Annotated in this window: 22 protein-coding genes; 8 read left to right on the forward strand and 14 right to left on the reverse strand. The window is 74.2% G+C overall.

Going from position 1 to position 21503, the window contains the following annotated elements:
• Positions 1–178: 178 nt before the first annotated feature.
• A complete protein-coding gene (locus FKN01_RS15055) occupies positions 179–1561 on the reverse strand; it encodes a transcriptional regulator (RefSeq protein ID WP_143620549.1) in 1383 nt (460 codons plus the stop codon).
• A gap of 291 nt (positions 1562–1852) precedes the next feature.
• Between FKN01_RS15055 and FKN01_RS15060 the strand changes: the two genes are divergently transcribed.
• From FKN01_RS15060 to FKN01_RS15070, 3 genes are read left to right on the forward strand one after another with little or no spacing between them, the layout of a single operon-like run.
• Positions 1853–2533 (forward strand): bifunctional DNA primase/polymerase, encoded by a 681-nt coding sequence (locus FKN01_RS15060; protein ID WP_143620552.1) that lies wholly within the window; start codon positions 1853–1855, stop codon positions 2531–2533.
• Positions 2534–2571: 38 nt separating this feature from the next.
• Positions 2572–3393, forward strand: coding sequence for an ABC transporter ATP-binding protein (locus tag FKN01_RS15065; RefSeq protein ID WP_143620554.1), 822 nt, complete (start codon positions 2572–2574; stop codon positions 3391–3393).
• Positions 3390–5027, forward strand: coding sequence for a transporter (locus FKN01_RS15070; RefSeq protein ID WP_143620556.1), 1638 nt, complete (start codon positions 3390–3392; stop codon positions 5025–5027). The genes FKN01_RS15065 and FKN01_RS15070 overlap by 4 nt, the downstream gene beginning before the upstream one ends.
• Positions 5028–5063: 36 nt before the next feature.
• Here FKN01_RS15070 and FKN01_RS15075 read toward each other — a convergent pair whose 3' ends face one another.
• The gene (locus tag FKN01_RS15075; protein WP_143620634.1) at positions 5064–5957 is read right to left on the reverse strand and encodes an alpha/beta fold hydrolase; all 894 of its coding nucleotides are present in this window, start codon (positions 5955–5957) and stop codon (positions 5064–5066) included.
• Between the two features lie 607 nt (positions 5958–6564).
• Positions 6565–7257 carry a metal-dependent transcriptional regulator gene (locus FKN01_RS15080; RefSeq protein WP_143620558.1) on the reverse strand — a complete coding sequence of 231 codons (693 nt, stop codon included), beginning with the start codon at positions 7255–7257 and terminating at the stop codon, positions 6565–6567.
• Between the two features lie 183 nt (positions 7258–7440).
• Here FKN01_RS15080 and FKN01_RS15085 point away from each other — a divergent pair, with 183 nt between their 5' ends.
• Entirely contained in the window at positions 7441–8196 is a 756-nt protein-coding gene (locus tag FKN01_RS15085; RefSeq protein WP_143620560.1) for an SIS domain-containing protein, read from the forward strand.
• 91 nt (positions 8197–8287) lie between these two features.
• Here the strand turns inward: FKN01_RS15085 and FKN01_RS15090 are convergent, their stop codons facing one another.
• Positions 8288–9640, reverse strand: a complete 1353-nt coding sequence (locus FKN01_RS15090) for a PAS domain-containing protein (RefSeq protein ID WP_143620562.1) — start codon at positions 9638–9640, stop codon at positions 8288–8290.
• 410 nt (positions 9641–10050) lie between these two features.
• On the reverse strand, positions 10051–10686 hold the full coding sequence (pdxH, locus tag FKN01_RS15095; protein ID WP_143620636.1) for a pyridoxamine 5'-phosphate oxidase: 636 nt from the start codon (positions 10684–10686) through the stop codon (positions 10051–10053).
• A gap of 123 nt (positions 10687–10809) precedes the next feature.
• Here pdxH and FKN01_RS15100 point away from each other — a divergent pair, with 123 nt between their 5' ends.
• The gene (locus FKN01_RS15100; RefSeq protein ID WP_143620564.1) at positions 10810–11913 is read left to right on the forward strand and encodes a citrate synthase 2; all 1104 of its coding nucleotides are present in this window, start codon (positions 10810–10812) and stop codon (positions 11911–11913) included.
• Positions 11914–11923: 10 nt separating this feature from the next.
• On the opposite strand, the gene FKN01_RS15105 is transcribed toward FKN01_RS15100, so the two are convergent.
• The 4 genes from FKN01_RS15105 to FKN01_RS15120 form a co-directional block, all read right to left on the reverse strand.
• Positions 11924–12469 carry a GNAT family N-acetyltransferase gene (locus tag FKN01_RS15105; RefSeq protein WP_143620566.1) on the reverse strand — a complete coding sequence of 182 codons (546 nt, stop codon included), beginning with the start codon at positions 12467–12469 and terminating at the stop codon, positions 11924–11926.
• 58 nt (positions 12470–12527) lie between these two features.
• Complete coding sequence (locus FKN01_RS15110) at positions 12528–13124, reverse strand: TetR/AcrR family transcriptional regulator (RefSeq protein WP_143620568.1); 597 nt, start codon at positions 13122–13124, stop codon at positions 12528–12530.
• Positions 13112–13849 carry an enoyl-CoA hydratase family protein gene (locus FKN01_RS15115; RefSeq protein ID WP_143620570.1) on the reverse strand — a complete coding sequence of 246 codons (738 nt, stop codon included), beginning with the start codon at positions 13847–13849 and terminating at the stop codon, positions 13112–13114. The genes FKN01_RS15110 and FKN01_RS15115 overlap by 13 nt, the downstream gene beginning before the upstream one ends.
• 267 nt (positions 13850–14116) lie before the next feature.
• On the reverse strand, positions 14117–15016 hold the full coding sequence (locus FKN01_RS15120) for a helix-turn-helix domain-containing protein (RefSeq protein WP_143620572.1): 900 nt from the start codon (positions 15014–15016) through the stop codon (positions 14117–14119).
• 146 nt (positions 15017–15162) lie between these two features.
• On the opposite strand from FKN01_RS15120, the gene FKN01_RS15125 reads away from it, so the two are divergent.
• Both FKN01_RS15125 and FKN01_RS15130 read left to right on the forward strand, forming a co-directional pair.
• A complete protein-coding gene (locus FKN01_RS15125; protein ID WP_143620574.1) occupies positions 15163–15948 on the forward strand; it encodes an SDR family oxidoreductase in 786 nt (261 codons plus the stop codon).
• Positions 15949–16006: 58 nt separating this feature from the next.
• Complete coding sequence (locus tag FKN01_RS15130) at positions 16007–16228, forward strand: tautomerase family protein (protein WP_143620576.1); 222 nt, start codon at positions 16007–16009, stop codon at positions 16226–16228.
• 29 nt (positions 16229–16257) lie between these two features.
• On the opposite strand, the gene FKN01_RS15135 is transcribed toward FKN01_RS15130, so the two are convergent.
• On the reverse strand, positions 16258–17232 hold the full coding sequence (locus FKN01_RS15135; RefSeq protein WP_143620578.1) for an SDR family NAD(P)-dependent oxidoreductase: 975 nt from the start codon (positions 17230–17232) through the stop codon (positions 16258–16260).
• 55 nt (positions 17233–17287) lie between these two features.
• On the opposite strand from FKN01_RS15135, the gene FKN01_RS15140 reads away from it, so the two are divergent.
• Complete coding sequence (locus tag FKN01_RS15140; RefSeq protein WP_143620580.1) at positions 17288–17701, forward strand: MerR family transcriptional regulator; 414 nt, start codon at positions 17288–17290, stop codon at positions 17699–17701.
• 176 nt (positions 17702–17877) lie between these two features.
• On the opposite strand, the gene FKN01_RS15145 is transcribed toward FKN01_RS15140, so the two are convergent.
• The 4 genes from FKN01_RS15145 to FKN01_RS15160 form a co-directional block, all read right to left on the reverse strand.
• Positions 17878–19533 carry a DUF4034 domain-containing protein gene (locus tag FKN01_RS15145; protein WP_260696890.1) on the reverse strand — a complete coding sequence of 552 codons (1656 nt, stop codon included), beginning with the start codon at positions 19531–19533 and terminating at the stop codon, positions 17878–17880.
• 198 nt (positions 19534–19731) lie between these two features.
• The gene (locus FKN01_RS15150; RefSeq protein ID WP_143620584.1) at positions 19732–20391 is read right to left on the reverse strand and encodes a hypothetical protein; all 660 of its coding nucleotides are present in this window, start codon (positions 20389–20391) and stop codon (positions 19732–19734) included.
• Positions 20384–20653, reverse strand: coding sequence for a DUF2199 domain-containing protein (locus tag FKN01_RS33715; RefSeq protein ID WP_143620586.1), 270 nt, complete (start codon positions 20651–20653; stop codon positions 20384–20386). The genes FKN01_RS15150 and FKN01_RS33715 overlap by 8 nt, the downstream gene beginning before the upstream one ends.
• A 233-nt stretch (positions 20654–20886) precedes the next feature.
• Positions 20887–21465, reverse strand: coding sequence for a GNAT family N-acetyltransferase (locus FKN01_RS15160; protein ID WP_143620588.1), 579 nt, complete (start codon positions 21463–21465; stop codon positions 20887–20889).
• Positions 21466–21503: the final 38 nt, after the last annotated feature.

A 21503-nucleotide genomic window follows, 5' to 3' on the forward strand; every position in this document is an offset into this window, starting at 1 on the left:
GCCCTGTCCGCTCTGTGTCACCGGGACTCCTACGTGCGTGTCAACTATGTAATCGTCGACTCACGCTATCGGGTGGCAGCCGCGGCGCGCCAAGTGCCCGAGGTCCGCAGCACACCCGTGACACAGGGTGTAACACCGCGGTCCCCCGGGACGCAGTTAACGGCTCCCCCTTCCCGGCTCACGCCGCCTGGAGCTCCAGCCGCGCCCCGAACTCCCGTACCGCGGGCTCGTCCCCGTACGGCAGGAGGCGCTGCTGCAGGTCCTCCAGATACTCCGCGCCCCGGGTCGAGCGCACCGTGCCGAGCAGCTCCATCGCCCGGGTCCCCGTGTGGCACGCCTGCTCGACCTCCCGCAGCTGCACCTGGGCCGTGGCCAGCAGCGCGAGGCCGATGCCCCGGCGCCGGGCCCGGGACTCCGGGTGGCCGTCCAGCGACTCCTTCGCCCGGCGCGCGGCGGCGTCCGCCTGCCCCAGGTCCCGGTGGCAGTGGGCGAGTTCGTCCGCCAGGTAGGCGTGGTCGAAGTGGGCGATCCAGTCCGGGTCGTCCCCGCTGTCCGGCTCGGCCCGCTCCAGGGCGGCCTCGGCCCGGCCCGCGGTCTCCAGGCAGGTGCGGGCGTCGCCGAGCAGCGCGTGGCCGCGCGCCTCCGCCGCGTAGAACATCGCCTCCGCGCGCGGGGTGACCCGGCCGCGCGCCCCCTCCTGCGCGGCCCGGGCCAGCTGCGCGATCTCGCGCGGATTGCCGAGCTGGGCGGCGAGGTGGCTCATCGAGGCGGCCAGCACATAGCCGCCGTACGCGCGGTCGCCCGCCGCCTGCGCGAGCCGCAGCGCCTGGATGTAGTAGCGCTGGGCCAGGCCCGGCTGGCCGGTGTCGATGGCCATGTAGCCGGCGAGTTCGGTGAGCCGGGAGACGGCGGCGAAGAGCTGACGGCCCGTCGCTTCCCGGTACGCCCCCGAAAGCAGCCCGGAGACCACGCTGTTGAGGTAGTGCACGAGGACGGGACGCACATGGCCGCTGCCGAAGCGGTGGTCGAGGTCGACCAGCGCGGCCGTCGTCGCCCGCACCGCCTCCACGTCCGGCATCCCGACCCGCGACCCGGCGGGCCGGGCGACCTGCGGGTCCGGGCCGGTGATCAGCCAGTCCCGGCTGGGCTCCACGAGCGCGGACGAGGCGACCGCCGAGCCGGTGAGGAAGTCGCGGCGGCCGACGTCGCTGCGCCACAGCTCACAGACCTGCTCGATCGCCCCGGTCACCGTCGGCGCGAACTGCAGGCCGACGCCCGAGGCGAGGTTCTTGCCGTTGGCCATCCCGATCTCGTCGATCGTGACCGTGCGGCCGAGCTTGCGGCCCAGCGCCTCGGCGATGGTGCCCGGCGCCCGGCCGCGTGGCTGCTGGCCGCGCAGCCAGCGGGCCACGGAGGTCTTGTCGTAGCGGAGGTCGAGGCCGCGTTCGGCGCCGACCATGTTGACCCGGCGGGCCAGGCCCGCGTTGGAGCATCCGGCTTCCTGGATGAGCGCCTGGAGCCGTTCGTTCGGCTGACGTGCGATGAGTGGCCTGGCTGCCATGTGTATCCCCCTGAGGCCGCGGTGATAGGTGGCGGGATCACTGCCCGACATATGCCTGAGAAATGCGCTGATTCATCGTGTTGGTCACTTTCCGCGCGACTTACCGCATTCGTCACGGCGAGTCACTAAAATGCCGCGCCGAACCGCACCGGCCGGACGTCCCGTAACCAGCTACCCGCCCAGGGCCCATGCCTCTCCCACGCGCCCCCGCCCATGCACCCGTGCGCCCCGCATGCGGAACCGCGCACCCGGCGGCCGTAACTCTTCGTGAAGCCCGTAGTTGAGCCGGACGTGGAAGAGCCCATCGGAGTCAAGGAAGCGGCGCAGGTCCCCCGGCAGCGCGTGGAGCAGCTGCTCGACGCCGCCGTGCGGTACACGGAGGAGCGGCACTGGGACGTGTGCCCGGGCACCTGGCTGGAGCCGTCCGGCGGCGGCCGGAGCTGCTCGTGCGGCGAGGCGGCGTGCGCCGCGCCCGGTGCCCACCCCGCCGGGGACGGCTGGGCGGACGGGGCCACCGGCAGCGGCGCGGCGGCCCGCCGGATGTGGACCCGGCGGCCGGGCGCCGCGGTGCTGCTGCCCACCGGGCGCGCGTTCGACGCCGTCGACGTGCCGGAGTCGGCGGGCTTCCTGGCGCTCGCCCGGATGGAGCGGATGAGCCTGCCGCTCGGCCCGGTCACCCGCACCCCGGACCGCCGCATGCAGTTCTTCGTGCTGCCGGGCGCCGCCGCGAAGGCGGACGACCTGGCCCGCCGGGCCGGGTGGAACGCCGCGTCGAGCGGCCGGCGCGGCATCGGCGCGGGCGGTTACGGCGGCGCGCCGCCGACCCGGGGCGGCGGGGCCGGCGCGGTGCAGTGGGCCCGCTCCCCCCCGACCGCCCACCGCTGGCTGCCCGAGGTCGAGGAGCTGATCGGCCCGCTCGCGTACGCCTGCGGGCGTGCCGCGGCCGACGCGCGGCGGACACGTCTTTCGTAGGGTGGCCCCCACATACGGGGACTTCGAAAGGCGTGCACATGCCGGACCGGGCGGAACGCGAGGGCGCTGACGGGACCGACGCACCGCGGGCGACCCCGCCCGCGGTGCGCGTCGAGGGGCTGTGGAAACGATTCGGCGAGCAGACCGCCGTCGCGGGCATCGATCTGGAGCTGCCCGCGGGCAGGTTCATCGGCCTGGTGGGGCCCAACGGGGCGGGGAAGACCACCACGCTCTCCATGGTCACCGGGCTGCTCCGGCCCGACCGGGGGCGGATCGAGATCGGCGGGCGCGACGTCTGGGGCGACCCGGTCGGGGTGAAGTCCCGGATCGGGGTCCTGCCCGAGGGTCTGCGCCTCTTCGAGCGCCTGTCCGGGCGTGAACTCCTCGCCTACACCGGCCGGTTGCGCGGGCTGCCCGGCCAGGAGGTGGACAGCCGGGCCACCCAGCTGCTCGACGTGCTGGACCTGGCGGGCTCCCAGCACAAGCTGGTCATCGACTACTCGACCGGGATGCGCAAGAAGATCGGGCTCGCCGCCGCCCTGCTGCACAACCCCGAAGTGCTGTTCCTGGACGAGCCGTTCGAGGGCGTCGACCCGGTCTCGGCGCAGACCATCCGCAAGGTCCTGGAGCGCTACACGCGATCCGGGGCGACCGTCGTCTTCTCCAGCCATGTGATGGAGCTGGTCGAGTCGCTGTGCGACTGGGTGGCCGTCATGGCGGCCGGCACCATCCGGGCCCAGGGCCCCCTGGCCGAGGTGCGCGGTGAGGCGCCCTCGCTGCAGAACGCGTTCCTGGAACTGGTCGGCGCGGGCGACCGCGACACCGGCGCCGCCCTGGACTGGCTGGGCGGCGACCGATGAGCGTGCTGGACGCCCCCGCCGGTCCCGGGGCCGCGACCGGTGCTTCGGCGCTGGTCCCCGTGTTCGCCCGGCTCAAGCTGGCCCTGCTCCGCAACGGGCTGCGCCAGTCCAGCGGGCGCAAGGCGGTCTACCTGATCTCGGTCGTGGGCGCCCTGCTGGCCGCGGCCGGGCTGCTGCTGGGGCTCGTGCTGCTGCGCGGCCACGACCACGCGGCCTCGCTGGTGGTGCTGCTCACCGGGGTGCTGGCCCTCGGCTGGGCGGTGATGCCGCTGTTCTTCTCGGCCGGGGACGAGACCCTGGACCCGACCCGCCTCGTGATGCTGCCGCTGCGGCCCCGGCCGCTGATCACCGCACTGCTGGTCTCCTCGCTGATCGGGCTGGGCCCGCTGTTCACACTGTGTCTGGCGGCCGGCTCGGTCGCCGCGCTGGCCGAGGGCGCGGGCGCGGTGGTCTTCGCGGTGCTCGCCGTCCCGCTGACCCTGCTGGTCTGCGTGGCCCTGGCCCGTGCGGTCGCCGCCGCCAACACCCGGCTGCTGACCTCCCGCAAGGGCCGGGACCTGGCGGTCCTCAGCGGCCTGCTGATCGCGGTGGGCATCCAGGTCGTCAACTTCGGCGCCCAGCGCCTCGGCCGGGCCGGCGGGCTCGCCTCGCTCGACCCGGCGGCGGACGTGGTGCGCTGGCTGCCGCCCGCCTCGGCCATCGGGTCCGTGGACTCCGCCGGCGCGGGGGCGTACGGGCGGGCCGTCGCCCAGCTGCTGATCGCGGCGGTGGCGCTGGTCGCGCTGCTGTGGCTGTGGCAGCGCAGCCTGACGAAGCTGATGACCGCGCCGGACGGTTCCACGGCCGCCGCCGGGCCGGACCGCGAGAAGTCCGGCCGGACCGGGGCGGGCCTGTGGGCCCTGCTCCCCGAGGGCCGCACCGGCACGGTGATGCAGCGGACCCTGCGGTACGTGGCACGGGACCCGAAGACCAAGGCCGCCTGGGTGACCGCGCTGGCGATCGGGCTGATCGTCCCGCTGATCAACGCCCTCCAGGGGCAGGGCACGGTGTACTTCGCCTGCTTCGCGTCCGGGATGCTCGGCATGCAGATGTACAACCAGTTCGGGCAGGACACCTCCGCCTTCTGGATGGTCGCCCAGACGATCTCCTCGTCCCGGGACGCGTACCTCGAACTGCGCGCCCGGGCGCTGGCGCTCTTGCTGATCACCCTTCCGTACACGGTGCTCGTGGCGGTGGTGACGGCGGCGCTGCTCGGCGACTGGAAGCTGCTGCCCGGGGTGACCGGGCTGTCGTTCGCGTTGCTGGGCGCGATGCTGGCGACGGGCGCGGTGGCCTCGGTGAGCTTCCCGTACTCGGTGCCGCAGGAGGGGGCGTTCAAGAACGTGGCGCCGGGACAGGCCGGTCTCGCCTGGATCTCCATCCTCGGCGGCATGGTCTCGGCGGCCGTGCTGAGCGCCCCGGTGATCGCGCTGACGATCACCCTGCACGTCACCGGCCGGACGGACTGGCTGTGGCTGCTGCTGCCGGCCGGCGCGGGGTACGGGGCACTGATCGGCTGGGGCGGACTGCGGCTCGCGGCCCCGCGCATGGCCATGCGGCTGCCGGAGATCCTGACGGCGGTCAGCAAGGGCTGAAGGCCCGCGGGAACGCGGGCTTACGGGGACACCGGCTTACGGGGACACCGGCTCGCGGTCCTCCCGCGCGTCCTTCGACAGCTGCTCCAGGAAGGGTTCGACCGCGGCGCGCCAGCCCTCCGGCTGGTCGAAGTGCACGAGGTGGCCGGCGTCGGCCACCTCGGCGTACTGACCGCGCGGCAGGACCCGGACCATCTCCTGTGCCTCCGCCCGGCCGAGCTCGCCGTCCAGGCCGCGCAGCACCAGCGTCGGGCACCTGACCTGGGCCAGCTCCTCCCAGTGCGCGTCGAAGACCCAGGTGGCGCGGGATTCCAGCATGTGGCGCCGGGAGAACACGGGCCACCAGCCGCCGTCCCGCTCGGCCATCACCTCGGCGTAGAAGGCGCCCCGGGACGGGCTGGGGCGCTCCACCCACGGGTCCTCCTCGCCGAACCACCGCCGCACGGCCTCGGGCGAGGCGAAGGGCAGCGGCCAGCCGGCGAACCAGTCCTCCCACTCGCGCTGTGAGGCCGCGCCGAGCGCGGAGGCGCGCATGTCGCAGACGACGAGCGCGCGGACCAGGTCGGGGCGCTTGGCGGCGAGCTGCCAGGCGGTGAGCGCTCCCATGGAGTGGCCGACGAGCGTGACGGGGGCGAGCCCCAGCTGTTCGATCACCGCCTCGGCGTCCGCCACGTAGGCGTCGCGGGTGTAGGAGCCGTCGGCCGGTTTCCCGCTGTCGCCGTGGCCGCGCTGGTCGAGGCCGACCGGCCGGTGCCGCTCGGCGAGCCAGCCGGCGGCGGACGCCCAGTGCGAGGCCCTGCCCATCAGGCCGTGCAGCAGTAAGACGGCGGGGGCCGGGGCGCCGTCCGCGCCCGCCCCGGGCGGGTCGGCGAACTCCCAGGCCGCGAGGCGTACGCCGTCCGATCCGGTCACTTCGATGCGCCGCGCCATAGCTTCTGGCACCCCCTTCTCTCCCTGGGAACACCTGCTGGGTCACCGGGTGGTCACGTAGGCCAGACTATCGAACCTCTATTCGAAAACGGGGATCTGCCAGCCAACACCGCTCGTTCGAGTGACTGCTTCCCAGGATTGACGACGGCAGCTGCGGGGAGATCTTCTGCGGGAGGCGCGCCACTCGGGGATGAGGGCTCGCGGGACCGACCTCGAGAGCTCGGGGCTCCAGGTCGGGCACAGGGAGGGACAGGCCCCGGTGCCTTGCGGCGCCGGGGCCATCCGCTTGTCTCGTACGACGGGCGCATCGCGGCTCCCCTCCCCGGCGGCACCGGCGGCGGCCCACACGCTCAGCCACCCCTCCGCCACAGCCTGGCACGGTCCGCGCCGGAGCGCTGCGGTTCGGGACGAAAAAAGAAGGACCGGCCACCGGCGGCTGCCGGTGCCCGGTCCCCCGGAAGGTCTCGGACGGTCTGCCCGGAAGTCTCGGGCGGTCCGCCCGGAACGGTCTCGGACGGTCCGCCCGGAAGGTCTCGGGCGGTCCGCCCGGAAGGTCTCGGGCGGTCCGCCCGGAACGGTCTCGGACGGTCTGCCCGGAAAACGAGCCCTACCGCTTGGCGACGAAGACGTGCGAGGCGATCTCCGAGTCCAGCTCCGCCGCCTCACCGCTGCTGCCGACCAGCACCCCGCCGGGCGACTGCGTCACGCTGACCACGGAGCCGGGCTGCACGCCCGCCCGCCGCAGCGTGTACATCAGCTGGGCGTCCGTCTGGATCGGCTCCCCGATCCGGCGGACCACCACCGTCTTGCCGTCGCCGCCCGGGTCGAGATCGGACAGGCTGACCATGCCCTCGTCGAGGAACGGGTCCGCCTCGGCCTTCTCGCCCAGCTCCTCCAGGCCCGGGATGGGATTCCCGTACGGCGACTCCGTCGGGTGGCGGAGCAGCTCCAGCACCCGGCGCTCGACCGCCTCGCTCATCACGTGCTCCCACCGGCACGCCTCGGCGTGGACCTGCTCCCACTCCAGGCCGATCACGTCGACCAGCAGGCACTCGGCCAGCCGGTGCTTGCGCATGACGCGGGTCGCCAGCCGGCGGCCCTCCTCCGTCAGCTCCAGGTGCCGGTCGCCCGCGACCTGGACCAGGCCGTCGCGCTCCATCCGCGCCACGGTCTGGCTGACGGTCGGACCGCTCTGGTCCAGCCGTTCCGCGATCCGGGCGCGCATGGGGACCACGCCTTCCTCTTCGAGTTCGAGGATGGTGCGGAGATACATCTCCGTGGTGTCGATCAGTCCGGACATTCGTGCCCCTCGATGCAATCGTGCGCTGGCCCTGCACCAATTCTGACGCATCGCGCGCGGAACCGTGCCCCGCCGTCGCCACCGGGGCCGTGCGGTATTGACAGGTCACTGGTCCAGACCGCAACGTGATCGGCGTTACGGACGCCCCATGGGCGTCCCACCCCGCCGGAAAGGTCCTCCTCGATGAGCGAAAGCAAGCTGGCCGGTCAGTTCTTCGATGCGGCGATCGGCCTGCTGGGGCGGGTGCGGGACGAGGAGGCCGGCAACATCGCCGCCGCCGGTGCCGCGATCGCCGACACCGTCGAGGCGGGCGGCCGGCTCTTCGCCTTCGGCGCCGGGCACTCCTCGCTCGCCGCGCAGGACGTCGTCTACCGGGCGGGCGGGTTCGCCCTGATGAACCTCATGGCCGTGCCCGGGGCCCTCGGCGTGGACGTCATGCCCGCGACCCTCGGCTCGGCCCTGGAACGCGTGGACGGCCTCGCGGGCGCGGTGCTCGACTCCAGCCCCGCGAAGTCCGGCGACGTGCTCGTGATCATCTCGCTCTCCGGGCGCAACGCGCTGCCCGTCGAGATGGCGCTCAACGCCCGCGCGCTGGGCCTGAAGGTCATCGGCGTCACCTCGGTCGCCTACGCGGCGGAGACCCGGTCCCGGCACAGCTCGGGCGGCTTCCTGCGGGACCACTGCGACATCGTCCTCGACAGCAAGATCGCGGTCGGCGACGCGGAGATCGAGGTGGACGGCGTCGAGGCGCCGTTCGCGCCGGCCTCCACGGTGGTCACCAGCGCGATCATGCAGAGCATGATGGCCGCGGCGGCGGAGCGGCTGCTGGAGCGGGGCATCGAGCCGCCGCTGCTGCGGTCGGGGAACGTGGACGGCGGGCACGAGTGGAACGGGCGCGTGATGAGGCAGTACGCGGACCGGATCTTCTACCGGCACTGAGCGGACCGGATCTTCTACCGGCACTGAGGCGTACGGGCCCCCGGGCGCCCCGGCCCGAAAGGCGCCGCCCCCGGCGGCACCGGTTCCGTCCTCAATCGCCGGACGGGCCGGGAAGGCCGCCGGACGGGCCGGAGCGGCCCCCCGCCAGGTGCAGGTCCACCGAGGCCGCCACCCGGGCCGCCACCGTCTCCGCGTACACCGCGTCCGGGCGTTCGAACGCGCTGCGGTGCGCGGAGCGGAGGAACGTCACCACGCCCAGGGTGCGACCGCGGCTGCGCAGCACCGTGCACAGCACGTGGACCGCGTCCGGCGGCCACTGGCGCCGGCGGGCCCACTCGCCGTCCGTCCGCCCGGCCCCCGCCGACGCGCGCACCGGGCCCGTGCGGTCCACCGCCTGGAGGGCCGGGTGGCCCGGGGCGTACCGCACGGGGATGCCGCCCCCGGCCACCGGGAGGCAGGGGCCCGGCGCGTCGGCCGGGGTGGCCGCCGCCCGGACCAGCCGCTCCCCCGCCACCAGGTCGACCAGCGCGTGGTCGGCGAACCCGGCCAGCGCGAAGTCGAGCGACGCCATCGCGGCCTCCATCGGGTCCTCGCACTCCGCGGCGGACCGCGAGGCGCGGTGCAGCTGGTTGGAGCGGAAGCGCAGCCGGTCCGCCTCCTGGGCGGCGAGCCGGGCCTCCGTGACGTCCTGGAAGACCCAGCCGGCGCCCAGCGGCACGGGCTCCTCGGTGAGCGGGGAGGCCAGCCGCAGGAAGCCGCTGCGCCAGCAGCGACGGCGGGTGCCCGCACCCTCGCGCAGGGTCACCCACAGCTCGGCGGGTGCGTCCGGCGCCCCCTCGGCGAGGACGTGCTGAAGCGCGCCCTCCAGTTCCTCGACCCCCTGGGCGATCAGCTCGCCGAGCGGCCGGCCGAGCGGCGTCGTACGGCCGGCGCCCAACGCCCGGGCCGCGTGGGCGTTGACGACGGTGGGGCGCAGGTCCACGTCGACCAGGACGACGCCCCAGGAGGCGTCCTCGAACAGCGCCTCGCTCAGCGCGATGGCCCGCTCCAGGTCGATCTGGGCGTGCACCTCGCTGAACGCGCAGTACACCCCGGCCGGCTTCCCGTCCGCGCCCCGGACCCCGGCGGACTGGGTGCGCACCAGGACCCGGCCGCCGTCCTTGCGCAGCAGCGCGAACTCGTGGACCCGGCGGCCCGGCGCGCCCATGACGGCCATCAGCCGCCGCTGCACATCGTCCGCGTCGGCCCGGCGGACCGCCCAGCCGGCCAGCCCCGGCCGGCCCACGGCCTCCTCGGCGGACCAGCCGAGGACCCGCTCGGCCTCGCGGTTCCAGTGGGTGACGGTGCCGTCCGCGTCGAAGGCGCAGAGCGCCGCGTCCATGCCGTCGAGGAGGGCCGCCAGCAGCTCCGCACCGGCCGTCCCCCTGCTCGTGGAAGCACTCATCCCGGTCCCCTTGCGAGAGGTGTCCGCCATAGCCGCACGTCAGACCATTGAACTCGAACGTGACCCACGGCACAGCGACTTTGCCGGAAATCGGTCCGCCGTTAATTCACTTGCCCGGCCCGGGGGGCGGTTCCTAAGGTGGCCGTACACGCGAAAGGAGGTGATCCGAAAAGTGCAGTCTTATCGGATTCGTGAGGTGGCTGCGGGCTGACTGCCCGTCGTCGCACGTCGTGCACCTCGGCGGGCAGTCCGCCGAAACCCAAGCAGTCACCGACCCGCAGGCTCGCCGGTAGATCCGGCCGGCTCCCTCCGCGAGGAGGGGACCAGAGCCTGCGGGTTCTGCTTTTCCCGGCCCCCGTAAGCCTCGTACGGCTCCACGTAAGGCTTTACGTGCGGCTCCACGTACGGCTTTACGGGCACAGCCGCTCGACGCGCCACTTGCCGTCCTCGCCGCCCTCGCGGACGTAACGCAGCCGGTCGTGGAGCCGGTTCTCGTGGCCCTGCCAGAACTCGATCGTCTCGGGGACGACGCGGAAGCCGCCCCAGTGCGGGGGCGCCGGGACCTTCTCGCCCTCCGGGTAGCGGGCCGACAACTCCTCGTAACGGGCGGTCAGCTCCTCGCGGCTGCCGATCACCGCGGACTGGTCGCTCGCCCAGGCGCCGAGCTGGGAGCCGTGCGGGCGGGTGCGGAAGTAGGCGACGGTCTCCTCGCGGGCGACGCGGGCCGCGCTGCCGGTGACGATGACCTGGCGGGCCAGCGGGTGCCAGGGGAAGAGCAGCGAGACGTACGGGTTGGCCGTCAGCTCGCGGCCCTTGCGGGAGCCGTAGTTGGTGAAGAAGACGAAGCCGCGCGCGTCGTACATCTTCAGCAGCACCGTGCGGGAGGAGGGGCGGCCCTCGGGGGTCGCCGTGGAGACCACCATGGCGTTCGGCTCGTGGAGCGTGCCGCCGGCGGCGACCTGTCGGAACCAGCGCGCGAACTGGTCCATCGGGTCGGGCGCGAGAGAGTCCTCGGTGAAGGTCTCGGATCGGTATTGCTCGCGCATCGCGGCCGGATCGGTGGTGGAATCGAAGGAGGAGTCTGGGGTGGGCACGGTGCCATCCTGCCGCAGCGGCCGGACGGGCCAAAGGCCCGCCCGGCGCAACCGTCGATCCGAGGGAGCCGCCTGATGTCCGACTTCGTACCCGGACTCGAAGGAGTCGTCGCGTTCGAGACGGAAATCGCCGAACCCGACAAGGAAGGCGGTTCGCTCCGGTACCGGGGCGTCGACATCGAGGATCTCGTCGGCCACGTCTCCTTCGGCCATGTGTGGGGGCTGCTGGTGGACGGGGCGTTCGAGCCCGGTCTGCCGCCCGCCGAGCCGTTCCCGCTCCCCGTGCACTCCGGCGACGTCCGCGTCGACGTGCAGGCCGCGCTGGCGATGCTCGCCCCGGTCTGGGGGCTGAGGCCGCTCCTGGACATCGACGCGGAGACCGCCCGCGAGAACCTGGCGCGGGCCGCCGTGATGGCGCTGTCGTACGTGGCGCAGTCGGCGCGCGGACAGGGCGTGCCGATGGTCCCGCAGCGGGAGATCGACAAGGCCGAGTCCGTCGTGGAGCGGTTCATGATCCGCTGGCGGGGCGAGCCGGACCCGCGCCATGTGAAGGCCGTCGACGCGTACTGGACGTCCGCCGCCGAACACGGCATGAACGCCTCGACGTTCACCGCCCGGGTCATCGCCTCGACCGGGGCGGACGTGGCGGCTGCGCTGTCCGGCGCGGTGGGCGCCATGTCGGGCCCGCTGCACGGCGGCGCCCCGTCCCGGGTGCTCGGCATGATCGAGGAGATCGAGCGGACCGGGGACGCCACGGCGTACGTGAAGAAGGCGCTGGACAAGGGCGAGCGGCTGATGGGCTTCGGCCACCGCGTCTACCGCGCGGAGGACCCGCGCGCCCGGGTGCTGCGGCGCACCGCCGAGGAGCTGGGCGCGCCGCGCTACGAGGTGGCGCGGGCGCTGGAGAAGGCGGCCCTGGAGGAGCTGCACGCGCGGCGCCCGGACCGGGTGCTCGCGACGAACGTGGAGTTCTGGGCGGCGATCATGCTGGACTTCGCCGAGGTGCCGGCGCCCATGTTCACGTCGATGTTCACCTGTGCCCGCACGGCGGGCTGGTCGGCCCACATCCTGGAGCAGAAGCGCACGGGCCGCCTGGTGCGCCCGTCGGCGCGTTACGTGGGCCCGGCCGCGCGGAGCCCGCGCGAGGTCGCGGGCTACGCGGAGCTGCCCAGGCCGTAGCCGCAGGGGCTCAGCCCCGGTCGAGCGCCCAGGTCTGGAGGGCGTAGGGCCGCCCCTTCTCCTCGCCCTCGATGAGGGGTACGCCGAGCAGCCGGAAGCCGTTCGCGGCGGCGACGGCGACGCTGGCCGCGTTCTCCGCCTCCAGTTCCAGGATGACCCGGTCGACGCCCAGCTCCTCGAAGGCGTACTTGGCCATCACCCGCACCGCCCGCCCGGCGAGCCCCTGCCCGCGGTGGGCGGGGCCGACCGCGTAACCCAGCTCGGTGCCCTCGGGGGCGCGCCGCAGCATGACCTCGCCGAGCGGTGCGCCGCCGTCCAGGGTGATGGCGAGCAGCATCGACGTGCCGTCCGCCCGCAGCTGCCGGGCCTTCGCCAGCCGCGCGCGGGCGGCCTCCGCGTCGAACGGCGAGACGATCGGCGTCCAGTACGCGATGTCCGGGTGGTCGAAGAGGTCCGGCATGGCGGCGAGGTCGTCCTCGGTCCAGTCGCGCAGGACGAGCCCCTCACCGGTGAGTTCGACGTGTGCGGGGAAGGGAGGCGTGGCGCTGCTGGTCATGGTGGGGACCCTATCCGGGCGGTCCGCCGGCACCAAGGCGTTTGTGCTCCCGGCCCGTTCAGCCCAGGGCCTCGTCCAGCAGGGCCGCCCACTGGGCGACGACCTTGCGGCGGCGGGCGGTGTCGTCGGTGAGGACGTTGGCGAGGCCGAGCCCCCGGGCCATGTCGAGCAGCCCCTGCACGGTCTCCCGCACGCCGGGCCTCGCCTCGTCGGCGCGCAGGAGGTGGACGGCGATGCGGTGGGTCTCGCGGCCCACCCGGGCCTCCAGCTCCGTCACGCGGGGCCGCAGTTGCTCCTCGTTGGACGCGGCGACCCAGAGCTGGAGGGCGGCGCGGAAGAGGGGGCCCGTGTAGAGGTCGACCAGGGCGGCGACGACGGCGGCGCGGTCCTGGGCGGGGACGGCGCGCAGGGCGGCGGAGCGTTCCTCGGCGACGTATTCGACGGCGGCGGTGAACAGGTCCTCGCGGGTGGGGAAGTGGTGCTGGGCCGCGCCCCGCGAGACCCCGGCCCGTTCCGCGACGACGGCGACGGTGGACCCGGCCCAGCCGTGCTCGGCGAGGCAGGCCACGGCGGCCTCCAGAAGGCGCCGGCGGGTGGCGCGGCTGCGGTCCTGTTTGGGGCCCGGGCCGGCCGAGCCCGGTGTCACAACGCCCATGCGGGGTCCCGTCGTTCGAGGAAGGCCGTCATCCCCTCCCGGGCCTCGTCGGAGGCGAAGAGCCGGGCCGAGCGGGCGATGAGGTCTTCGGCGTGCTGGTCGAAACTCCGCAGCACAGTAGCGGTGACCAGCGCCTTGGACTCGGCCAGCCCCTGCGGGGAGGCCCGCCGCAGGTCGTCGAGTACGCCGTCGAGCGTCCCGTCCACGTCCTCGGCGGCCAGCGTGACGAGCCCGATGCGTTCGGCCTCCTCCACGTCGAACTTCTCGCCGGTCAGGAAGTACCGGGCGGCGGCGCGCGGGTCGATGCGCGGGAGCAGCGGCATCGAGATCACGGCGGGCGCGAGCCCGAGGCGCGATTCGGTGAGCGCGAAGGTCGCCCCGAACCCGGCGACGGAGATGTCGCACGCCGCGAGCAGCCCGAGCCCGCCGGCCCGGACGTGCCCGGTGACCCGGGCGACCACGGGCTTGGGCAGCGCGACGATCCGCCGCATCAGGGCCACGAAGTCGTGCGGATCGGCCGGGGCGCGCAGATCGGCGCCCGCGCAGAAGGTGGTCCCGGTGTGGGTGAGCACGACCGCCCGCACGGAGTCGTCGGCCGCGCACGCGTCCAGCGCCTGCGCCAGCGCGGCGACGAGCCCGGCGCCGAGGGCGTTGCGGTTGGCGGGCGAGTCCAGCGTGAGGGTGGTGACGCCGCGCGTGTGGGCGGGCGGTGCGAGGGGGCTCATCCGCAGGCTCTCCTTCGGTGCTTCTTCGCTTCTCTGCTTCTTCGCTTCTCTGCCGGCCGTCGCGTCGAGGGTGGCAGGAGGGCCGGTAACAATCAAGCGCGCTTGCATGATTTTACGAGGGATGCCGGGCAGGGCCCGTACGAACGGTGCCGGGCGGGGCACGTACGAACGGTGCCGGGCAGGGCACGTACGAACGGTGCCGGGCAGGGCACGTACGAGCGGTGCCGCGCGGGGCACGTACGAGCGCTCGCGCTCACGCGCCCGTCATTACGCGTCCGCCGCCGGCAGCCTCTCCGGTGCCGGTGCCGCGTCCGCCGTGGGGGTCAGCTCCTGGGTCCCCACGACGGACAGCAGTTCCAGCTGCTCGGCCGCCCGGGTCCCGGGCGGGGCGGTGAACCACAGCAGCCGTTGCCGCCCGTCCTCGCTGAGGAGGTTGTGGCAGTCGAGTTCGATGACGCCGAGCGTGGGGTGGACGATCCTCTTGTGATCCACGCGGCGCACCGCGACGTCGTGGGTGTCCCAGAGGTCCGCGAACTCCTGGCTGCGGCGGCGCAGCGCGGCGACCATCTTCGCGACCTCCGCGTCCCGGCCACGCCGGGCCGCCACCGCCTGGAGGTCGGCCACGAACACCCGGGAGTGGTGGGGGTGGTCCTCCCTCGGGTACATCTCACGGGCCCGCGGGTCGGTGAACCAGCGGTAGACGAAGCTCGCCGCCGGACCGCGGCTGGCCGGCGACCTGCCGAGCAGGGCCAGCGCCAGGCTGTTCTCCAGCAGCGTCTCGTGCAGGTCGGTGATGACGCGCGCGGGGGTGTTGGAGAGCCGGTCCAGGAGCCCGATGAGCGCGGGCTGCACATGTGCCGACGCTCCGTCCGCGGGCGGCGGGACCGGCCGTTCGGCCAGGTGGAAGAGGTGGTCGCGCTCGTCGCCGTTCAGGCGCAGGGCCCGGGCGAGGGCGGCCAGGGTCTGCGCCGAGGGCTGCACGTTGTTCTTCGCGCTCCCGCGTTCCAGCTCGGTGTAGTAGTCGGCCGACAGCCCCGCGAGCTGCGCGACCTCCTCGCGACGCAGCCCGGGGACGCGTCGGCGCGGACCGTGGGGGAGGCCGACCTCGGCGGGGCGGATGCGGTCACGACGGGTCCTGAGGAAGGCACCGAGCTCGGAAAGGTTCACCCCTCCATGCTCGCTCGTACGGCGGAGCGGAGCCAGGGGGTGGCGTCCCCCGGGTAGCCGCAGCCCTGGCTGGGACCGGGGAACCGGCCGATCGTTGAAGACACCGCCGGACGACGGCCCGGCCCCGCCTTCCAGAGGAGACAGTCATGCCCCTCCCCACTTCCCCCGACGGGACCGCTGCCCCGGAGCAGCGGCCCTCCCCCTCACCCCGGGTCGCGATCGTCACCGGGGGCTCGCGCGGCATCGGCCGCGGGACCGTCGCCCGGCTGGCCGCCGACGGGTACGCCGTCGTCGTCGGTTACGCCGGCGGCCGGGACGCGGCCGAGGCCGCGGCGAAGGAGGCCGTCACCGCCGGCGGCCGGGCGATCGCGGTGAGCGCGGACGTCGCCGACGAACACGCGGTCGCCGCCCTGTTCGACGCGGCGGAAGCCGAGTTCGGCGGTGTCGACGTCGTCGTGCACGCGGCGGGGCGGATGCACCTGGCGCCGATCGCCGACATGGACCTGGCCGTCCTGGACGACCTCCACCGCACCAACGTCCGCGGCACGTTCGTCGTCGTCCAGCAGGCCGCCCGCCGGGTGCGCCCCGGCGGCGCGATCGTGACGTTCTCCACGTCGGTGCTGGGGCTGGCCTTCCCCGGCTACGGCGCCTACGCCGCCGGCAAGGGCGCGGTCGAGGCGCTGACGCTGATCCTGGCCCGGGAGCTGCGGGGCCGGGACGTGACCGCCAACACCGTCGCGCCCGGGCCCACGGCCACCGATCTCTTCCTGGACGGCAAGGACGAGGAGACCATCGCCCGCCTGGCCGCCCAGCCCCCGCTGGAACGCCTCGCCACCCCGGCCGACATCGCCGAGGTGGTCGCGTTCCTGGCCTCCCCCGCCGGCCACTGGGTCAACGGGCAGGTGGTCCGCGCCAACGGCGGCATCGTCTGACCCGCCCCCGCCCGCCCGTCCGCCTCACCCCACGAGAAGGAAGAAGGAACGACCAGCCATGCCCTTCGCGAACTTCAAGGTCCCCGAGAAGACCCTCACGCCGAAGCAGAAGGAGGAGATCGTCACCCGCACCACCGAGCTGTTCGTCGAGATCTACGGCGAGCGCGCCCGCGCCAACACCATGGTCCTGGTCGAGGAGGTCACCGACGGCGGCTGGGGCGTCTCCGGCAACGTGCTGACCCTGGCCATGCTCGGCGAGGCGGCCCCGGCCGACGGCTGACCGCCCCGGCGGACACCCGGGCCGCCGCGTCACCGGACGATCGGCGCGGCGCCCGTGGCGGCCACGGACAGGTCCCACAGCCGCGCCGCCGCCTCCGGATCGACGGCGTACGCGCGCACGCCGCCGCCCTCGGGCGCTTCGGGGGCGTGGAGACCGGCGACCTCGCAGTCCTCCAGGTAGAGGCCGCCCCGGCCGGCCAGGAGCGGTGAGGTGGCCGCCCACAGGCCGGTGGCGGCGCCCTGGGACGGCGTCTTGAAGCCGTGGCCGATCACCTTGCCGTCCTCGTCCACCCACCCCCTGTCGATCTGCTCCTGGAGCGTCATGTCCCGCTGCAGCCCGGTGATGATCGCCCCGGGATGGAGCGCGAAGGCCCGCACGCCGTCGCGCCGGCCGAGGGCGTCGAGATGTACGGCGAAGAGCACGTTGGCCGTCTTGGCCTGGCCGTACGCCTGCCACTTGTCGTATCCGGTGCGGAAGTGCGGGTCGTGCCAGCGGATGTCGGTGATGCCGTGGCCGGCGGAGCTGTAGACCACGACGCGCGCCCCGTCCCGGGCGGCGGCGAGGAGCGGATACAGCTCGCAGACGAGCGCGAAGTGCCCGAAGTGGTTGACCGCGAACGTGCTCTCCCACCCGGGCCCGACGTGCCGCTCCGGGGTGGCCATCACCCCGGCGGTGGCGAAGAGCAGGTCGAGCGCGGTCAGCGTCTCGCGGATGTACGAGGCCGCCGCCCGTACGGTGCCGAGGTCGCCCAGGTCCATGGCGACGACCTCGACGTCACCGCCCACCCCGTCGAGCGCGGTGCGGGCGGCTTCGGGCCGCCGTGCGGGCACGATCACCCGCGCCCCGGCGGCGGCGAGCGCGCGGGTCGTTTCGAGCCCGAGCCCGGAGTAGCCCCCGGTCACGACGGCGTTCCGGCCGGAGAGGTCGAGCCCGGCGGTGACGTCCTGGGCGGTGCTGGCGGCGGAGAAGGGCGAGCCGAGCGGCTGCTGTTCGGTGTGGGTCATACCGGTGACGCTACGATCTAGACCTCGCTCTAGATCAAGTCCTACGCTCCACCCCATGGCGACCACCACCGACACCCTGAGCATCGGCGAGGTGTCCGACCGCACCGGCCTGAGCGTCCACGCCCTCCGCTTCTACGAACGCGAGGAGCTGCTCGTCGGCCCGGTGCACCGCACCTCCGGCGGCCGGCGCCGCTACAGCGCGCTGGACGTCGACTGGTTGCTGATCTGCGTGAAGCTGCGCGCATCCGGGATGCCCCTGGCCGAGCTGAAGCGGTTCGCCGGCCTCGTACGCCAGGGGCCGGGCAACGAGGCCGAACGCCTCCACCTCCTCGACACCCACCGCCGTCGCGTCGACGCCCAGATCGCGGCCCTGGAGGAGTGCCGCTCGGTCATCAGCTGGAAGGTCGGCGTCTACGCGGACCACCTGGCCCGCGGCGAGGCGAACGGCCTCTGGGACCCGACGGCCTGAGCGCGCCCGAGGGCCGGAGGCGACGGATCGCCGGGCCGCCGGCCGCCCGCCGTCGGCCCGGGACTCCGCCGTCGGCGGCCCGGGCCCGACCGCGAGGCGTCACCCGCCGTCCGTGCCGGTCAACCACCCGCGTTCCACGCCGTGTTCCGTCAACGGCCGGTCCGCGCGCCTCCCGGCTACCGCTCGTCCAGCCGCAACGGCGGATTCGGGTCGTTCTCGTCGCTCATGAAGTCCTTCATGCCCTGCCACAGCGACCGGGCCCGGTGCACCGTGGCGCCCCGGGCGTCGGCCAGGACCTCGTCACGCTCGCCGAAGCCGACCGGGAGCGGCGGGAGGCCGAGCGCGGTCAGGGTGCGGATCAGGAGCCCGGACGGCTCGCCCGGGTCGCGCAGCAGCCGGGCGATCTCGCGGGCGTCGCCCCGGCCCGCCGCCGCGACGAGCAGCTCCGCGTGCTGGTGCGCGGTCTCCTGGGAGGGCACCGCACCGGCCCCCGCCCACCGGTGCCGGGCGGCCGTCCGCCCCTTGGCGACGACGGACAGCACCCGCGCGTCGCTCCCCTCGCACCGGGCGACCAGCGTGGTCATCCCGGCGGAGTCGAACGCGGTCTCCGCCACCGCCGCCAGCCCGTCGAGCCGCAGCACCGTCGCCCGGCGCCCGCGCTTGCCCGGCGTCTCCTCCGAGGGGGCCGACTCCATCAGCGTCCACCGCCCGGCCGGGGCGAGCCGCACGGTCGCCCCGCACAGCAGCAGCTCCTGCGAGACGCGCTGCGGCGGGCCGGGCACGTACGCGATCTCGTGGGCCGCCTCCGCCCGCGCGGAGGCCGGCAGGGGCACCGCGGGGGCGGGGACGGTGCCGTTGCGGGGGACGGAGGCGGCGAGTCCGGCGCGGGCGCCGTCCCGGATGTCCCGGAACACCTCCAGGGGCTCGCCCATGTGACGCCACGGGTACTCGGTGGCGTACCGCCCGATGGAGCGGTACACGTCCAGCGATTCGGCCCAGCGTTCGCGCCCGTTCAGCGCCCACACCAGGTGGTTGCGGATGAGCCGGGCCGCGTGGTCCTCGGGCGGGCGCGAGACGGAGTACGCCTGCGCGGTGGCGATGATCGAGTCGGCCTGTCCGGCACCAGGAGCCTTCTTCGCCTCCCTCGGGGTGACCTCGGTCAGGGCCACGATCTCCAGGGCGCGCAGCGGCGAACCCTCCGGCGCCCCGGCGGCGACGCGGGCCGCGTAGGCGAACATCTCCTCGTGGCTGCCGTGCCACTTGGCGGTGAGGTACTGCACGGCGTTCAGGTGGGTGGGCAGGTGGTGGGGCGCACGGCTGACCGCCTGGTTCAGGCAGCGGTCGAAGACCTCGCGCGGCGCCTGGGCACCGATGCAGTGGGCCAGGGCGGCGGACCACGGCACCGGGTCGCCCGGGCTCGCCGCGACGGCCGCCTCGATGACCGGCAGCGCGTCGTTCAGCAGCGCGTGGAAGGCGCGGAACCGCTCCTCGCCCACGTCCTTGGCCCACGCGGCCGTACGGACCCCCCACGCCTCCTGGATGCGCCGGAAGGCCTCCACGGCGAGCGCGTCGGGGCTGTCGGGCGACGCGTCCGACCAGGCGTTCAGCCAGGCCGCGTCGTCCACGGCGATCTCCGCCAGGGCGGTGACCACCTCGTGCCGGAGCGTCCAGTCACCCTCCGCGCGGGCGGCGGCGAGGAGCGCGGCGGCCGGCGCGTACGCACCCCGGCGGGCGGCGCCCAGCGCCTCGACGGCACGCGCGTCCGGCGCGTCCACCTCGACCGCGTGATCCGGCACGAGCCCGACCCCGGTCGCCTCCAGATTCCGCACCATGCGTGAGACCTTGCCGAACACGTACGCCCCCTCCGTAGAACCCGTATGCGCGCGCCATGATCCCCTCCGCACCGCAGCCCCGGCACCCCGGCCCCCGAATGCCGCGGACCCACCCGCGTCCGGCTGCGGCCTCGGCGACGTGTCGGCCCACGCGCGGAGCTGTCGCCCGAGGCTCCGGAGTGCGGGGAGACCCGCAGCTCAGCCGCCGTGGAGGCCCCACTCGTCGAGGCCTCCGTAGACGAGCGCTTCGAGGCACCGCGGGGCGTCGAGGCCCACGGCCTCACCCCGGTACACGGCGATGAGGGAGTCCTCGCCCCGCCACCAGGAGTCCGTCACGCCCTGCACTTCGGGCACCGGCTCGAACGCCCCGAGATCCAGTGCTTCGACGGCCCGGCCCGTGACCCTGGTGACGGTGGTCGCCCAGCGGCGGGCATGGCCGGCGAGCGCCAGGGATTCCACCCACCCCTCGATGCCGGCGTGCAGGGGCGTCCAGCGGTCGGCGTCGATCCCGAACGCACCCTCGGGGCCGATCATGAAGCCGTAAGCCATGGACACCCGGCAGTCCCCGGCCCCGAACGACCAGCCTGCGGGCGTCTCCTCGGGACGGCCGGCGCCCAAGACCCGCGGACCGCCCTCGTAGAACGGGGCCGGCGGCAGGGCGAGGCCGCCCCAGCGGTCCTGGAAGGCTGTGGCCCGCTCTATCTCCGCGGCGGGGACACCGCGTTGGAGCCACGCGTCACGGTGCCGCCGTATGTCCCGTCGGTGCACGCGCACACCCTGCGTCTCGATGAACCAGCGGGCCCTGGAGCTGAGGCCGTCAGGCGCGACCGGGACGGAGGATACGGGCTGGTCAGCCACGGCCGCCCTCCCCGTCACCGGCGTGGAGCACGGTCGACGCGATCTCCCGTACGCGCTCCAGGCTGATCCCCGTGCGCTGCTCGACGGCGAGAGGGGGGCCGGTGGGCTCCAGCTCGACGAAGGGGCGCTCACCGACCGGACGGGTGACGACGGCTCCGTCGATCGGCCCGGTGTGACGCGGTGCTTTTGCGAGGCGGTCCAGGTCGTCCGCGTACCAGCCTTCCGCGCGGGGCGAGCACATCCGGTCGGGCAGTGCGGTCATGGCTCAACCGTAGCCATTCGCCGCACCCGGCCACGAGACGACGCCGGCCGGACCGGTCCCACAGCCGCCTCCATCCCCGAGCGGCACGGGCACTCCGTCGTCGTCCGCGTGTCCGCGCTACGACCGCGCCCCCGGCGCCCCCGTCTCGGCAGAGACCTGGCCACTGTTCCTCGTCGCGGGACCGGGCCACTCCGTCGTGATGGCCGATGGCGACTCCGTCCGGCGAAAGGCGCCTACGTCGGCCTCTCCCGGCTCGTGCGCGACGGCGCGACGCGCTCGTCGTTCCAGTCCGGAACCGTCGTGGTGCCCGAGACCCAGTCGCGGCGCAGGATCGCGTACCCCACGGCATCGTGGACCGATCCGTCGGCGGCCGGCCACGCGTCGCGGTAGTGCGCCTCCTTCACGTAACCGCACTTCCGGAACGTACGGCGCATCACCGCGTTGTCCTGCCGCGTGTTGCCCTCGATCCGCCGGACCTGGGGGAACTCGGTGAACACGTACCGCGTGAGCCAGGCAACGGCCTGGCCGCCGAGGCCACGACCCCGGTGCTCGGAGCGGATGCGCAGGTCGAAGAGCGGCGCGTTGTCGCACAGGTCCATCAGGCGGACGAAGCCGACGCGTTCACCGGACCGCGTGATCCAGAATGCCCTGTTGTCCTCGCCCCCGAAGCGGCCCTCGTCGATCCAACGGCGCACCTCGGCAGGGGCGACCACGTCGCGGCCGTGAAATGGCCAGGTGTCGCCGGAGAGGAGCCCGACGAGTTCCTCCGCGTCGGCCTGCTCGAAGCGTTCGTAGGTGATGTCCGTCTCCACAAGCGCACCCTACTGACGCCGCCCGGAGCCGGAAACAG

The sequence above is a fragment of the Streptomyces sp. 130 genome, from assembly GCF_007096885.1.
Classification (GTDB): Bacteria; Actinomycetota; Actinomycetes; order Streptomycetales; family Streptomycetaceae; genus Streptomyces.

What these genes read in the sequence shown, in the direction of transcription:
- FKN01_RS15100 (WP_143620564.1), top strand. Translation starts at nt 10,810, where the DNA reads ATGTCCGACTTCGTACCCGGACTCGAAGGAGTCGTCGCGTTCGAGACG.
- FKN01_RS15125 (WP_143620574.1), top strand. Translation starts at nt 15,163, where the DNA reads ATGCCCCTCCCCACTTCCCCCGACGGGACCGCTGCCCCGGAGCAGCGG.
- FKN01_RS15130 (WP_143620576.1), top strand. Translation starts at nt 16,007, where the DNA reads ATGCCCTTCGCGAACTTCAAGGTCCCCGAGAAGACCCTCACGCCGAAG.
- FKN01_RS15140 (WP_143620580.1), top strand. Translation starts at nt 17,288, where the DNA reads ATGGCGACCACCACCGACACCCTGAGCATCGGCGAGGTGTCCGACCGC.
- FKN01_RS15105 (WP_143620566.1), bottom strand. Translation starts at nt 12,469, where the DNA reads ATGACCAGCAGCGCCACGCCTCCCTTCCCCGCACACGTCGAACTCACC.
- FKN01_RS15115 (WP_143620570.1), bottom strand. Translation starts at nt 13,849, where the DNA reads ATGAGCCCCCTCGCACCGCCCGCCCACACGCGCGGCGTCACCACCCTC.
- FKN01_RS15075 (WP_143620634.1), bottom strand. Translation starts at nt 5,957, where the DNA reads ATGGCGCGGCGCATCGAAGTGACCGGATCGGACGGCGTACGCCTCGCG.
- FKN01_RS15145 (WP_260696890.1), bottom strand. Translation starts at nt 19,533, where the DNA reads ATGGTGCGGAATCTGGAGGCGACCGGGGTCGGGCTCGTGCCGGATCAC.
- pdxH (WP_143620636.1), bottom strand. Translation starts at nt 10,686, where the DNA reads ATGCGCGAGCAATACCGATCCGAGACCTTCACCGAGGACTCTCTCGCG.
- FKN01_RS15110 (WP_143620568.1), bottom strand. Translation starts at nt 13,124, where the DNA reads ATGGGCGTTGTGACACCGGGCTCGGCCGGCCCGGGCCCCAAACAGGAC.
- FKN01_RS15135 (WP_143620578.1), bottom strand. Translation starts at nt 17,232, where the DNA reads ATGACCCACACCGAACAGCAGCCGCTCGGCTCGCCCTTCTCCGCCGCC.
- FKN01_RS15080 (WP_143620558.1), bottom strand. Translation starts at nt 7,257, where the DNA reads ATGTCCGGACTGATCGACACCACGGAGATGTATCTCCGCACCATCCTC.
- FKN01_RS15070 (WP_143620556.1), top strand. Translation starts at nt 3,390, where the DNA reads ATGAGCGTGCTGGACGCCCCCGCCGGTCCCGGGGCCGCGACCGGTGCT.
- FKN01_RS15085 (WP_143620560.1), top strand. Translation starts at nt 7,441, where the DNA reads ATGAGCGAAAGCAAGCTGGCCGGTCAGTTCTTCGATGCGGCGATCGGC.
- FKN01_RS15055 (WP_143620549.1), bottom strand. Translation starts at nt 1,561, where the DNA reads ATGGCAGCCAGGCCACTCATCGCACGTCAGCCGAACGAACGGCTCCAG.
- FKN01_RS33715 (WP_143620586.1), bottom strand. Translation starts at nt 20,653, where the DNA reads ATGACCGCACTGCCCGACCGGATGTGCTCGCCCCGCGCGGAAGGCTGG.
- FKN01_RS15065 (WP_143620554.1), top strand. Translation starts at nt 2,572, where the DNA reads ATGCCGGACCGGGCGGAACGCGAGGGCGCTGACGGGACCGACGCACCG.
- FKN01_RS15090 (WP_143620562.1), bottom strand. Translation starts at nt 9,640, where the DNA reads ATGAGTGCTTCCACGAGCAGGGGGACGGCCGGTGCGGAGCTGCTGGCG.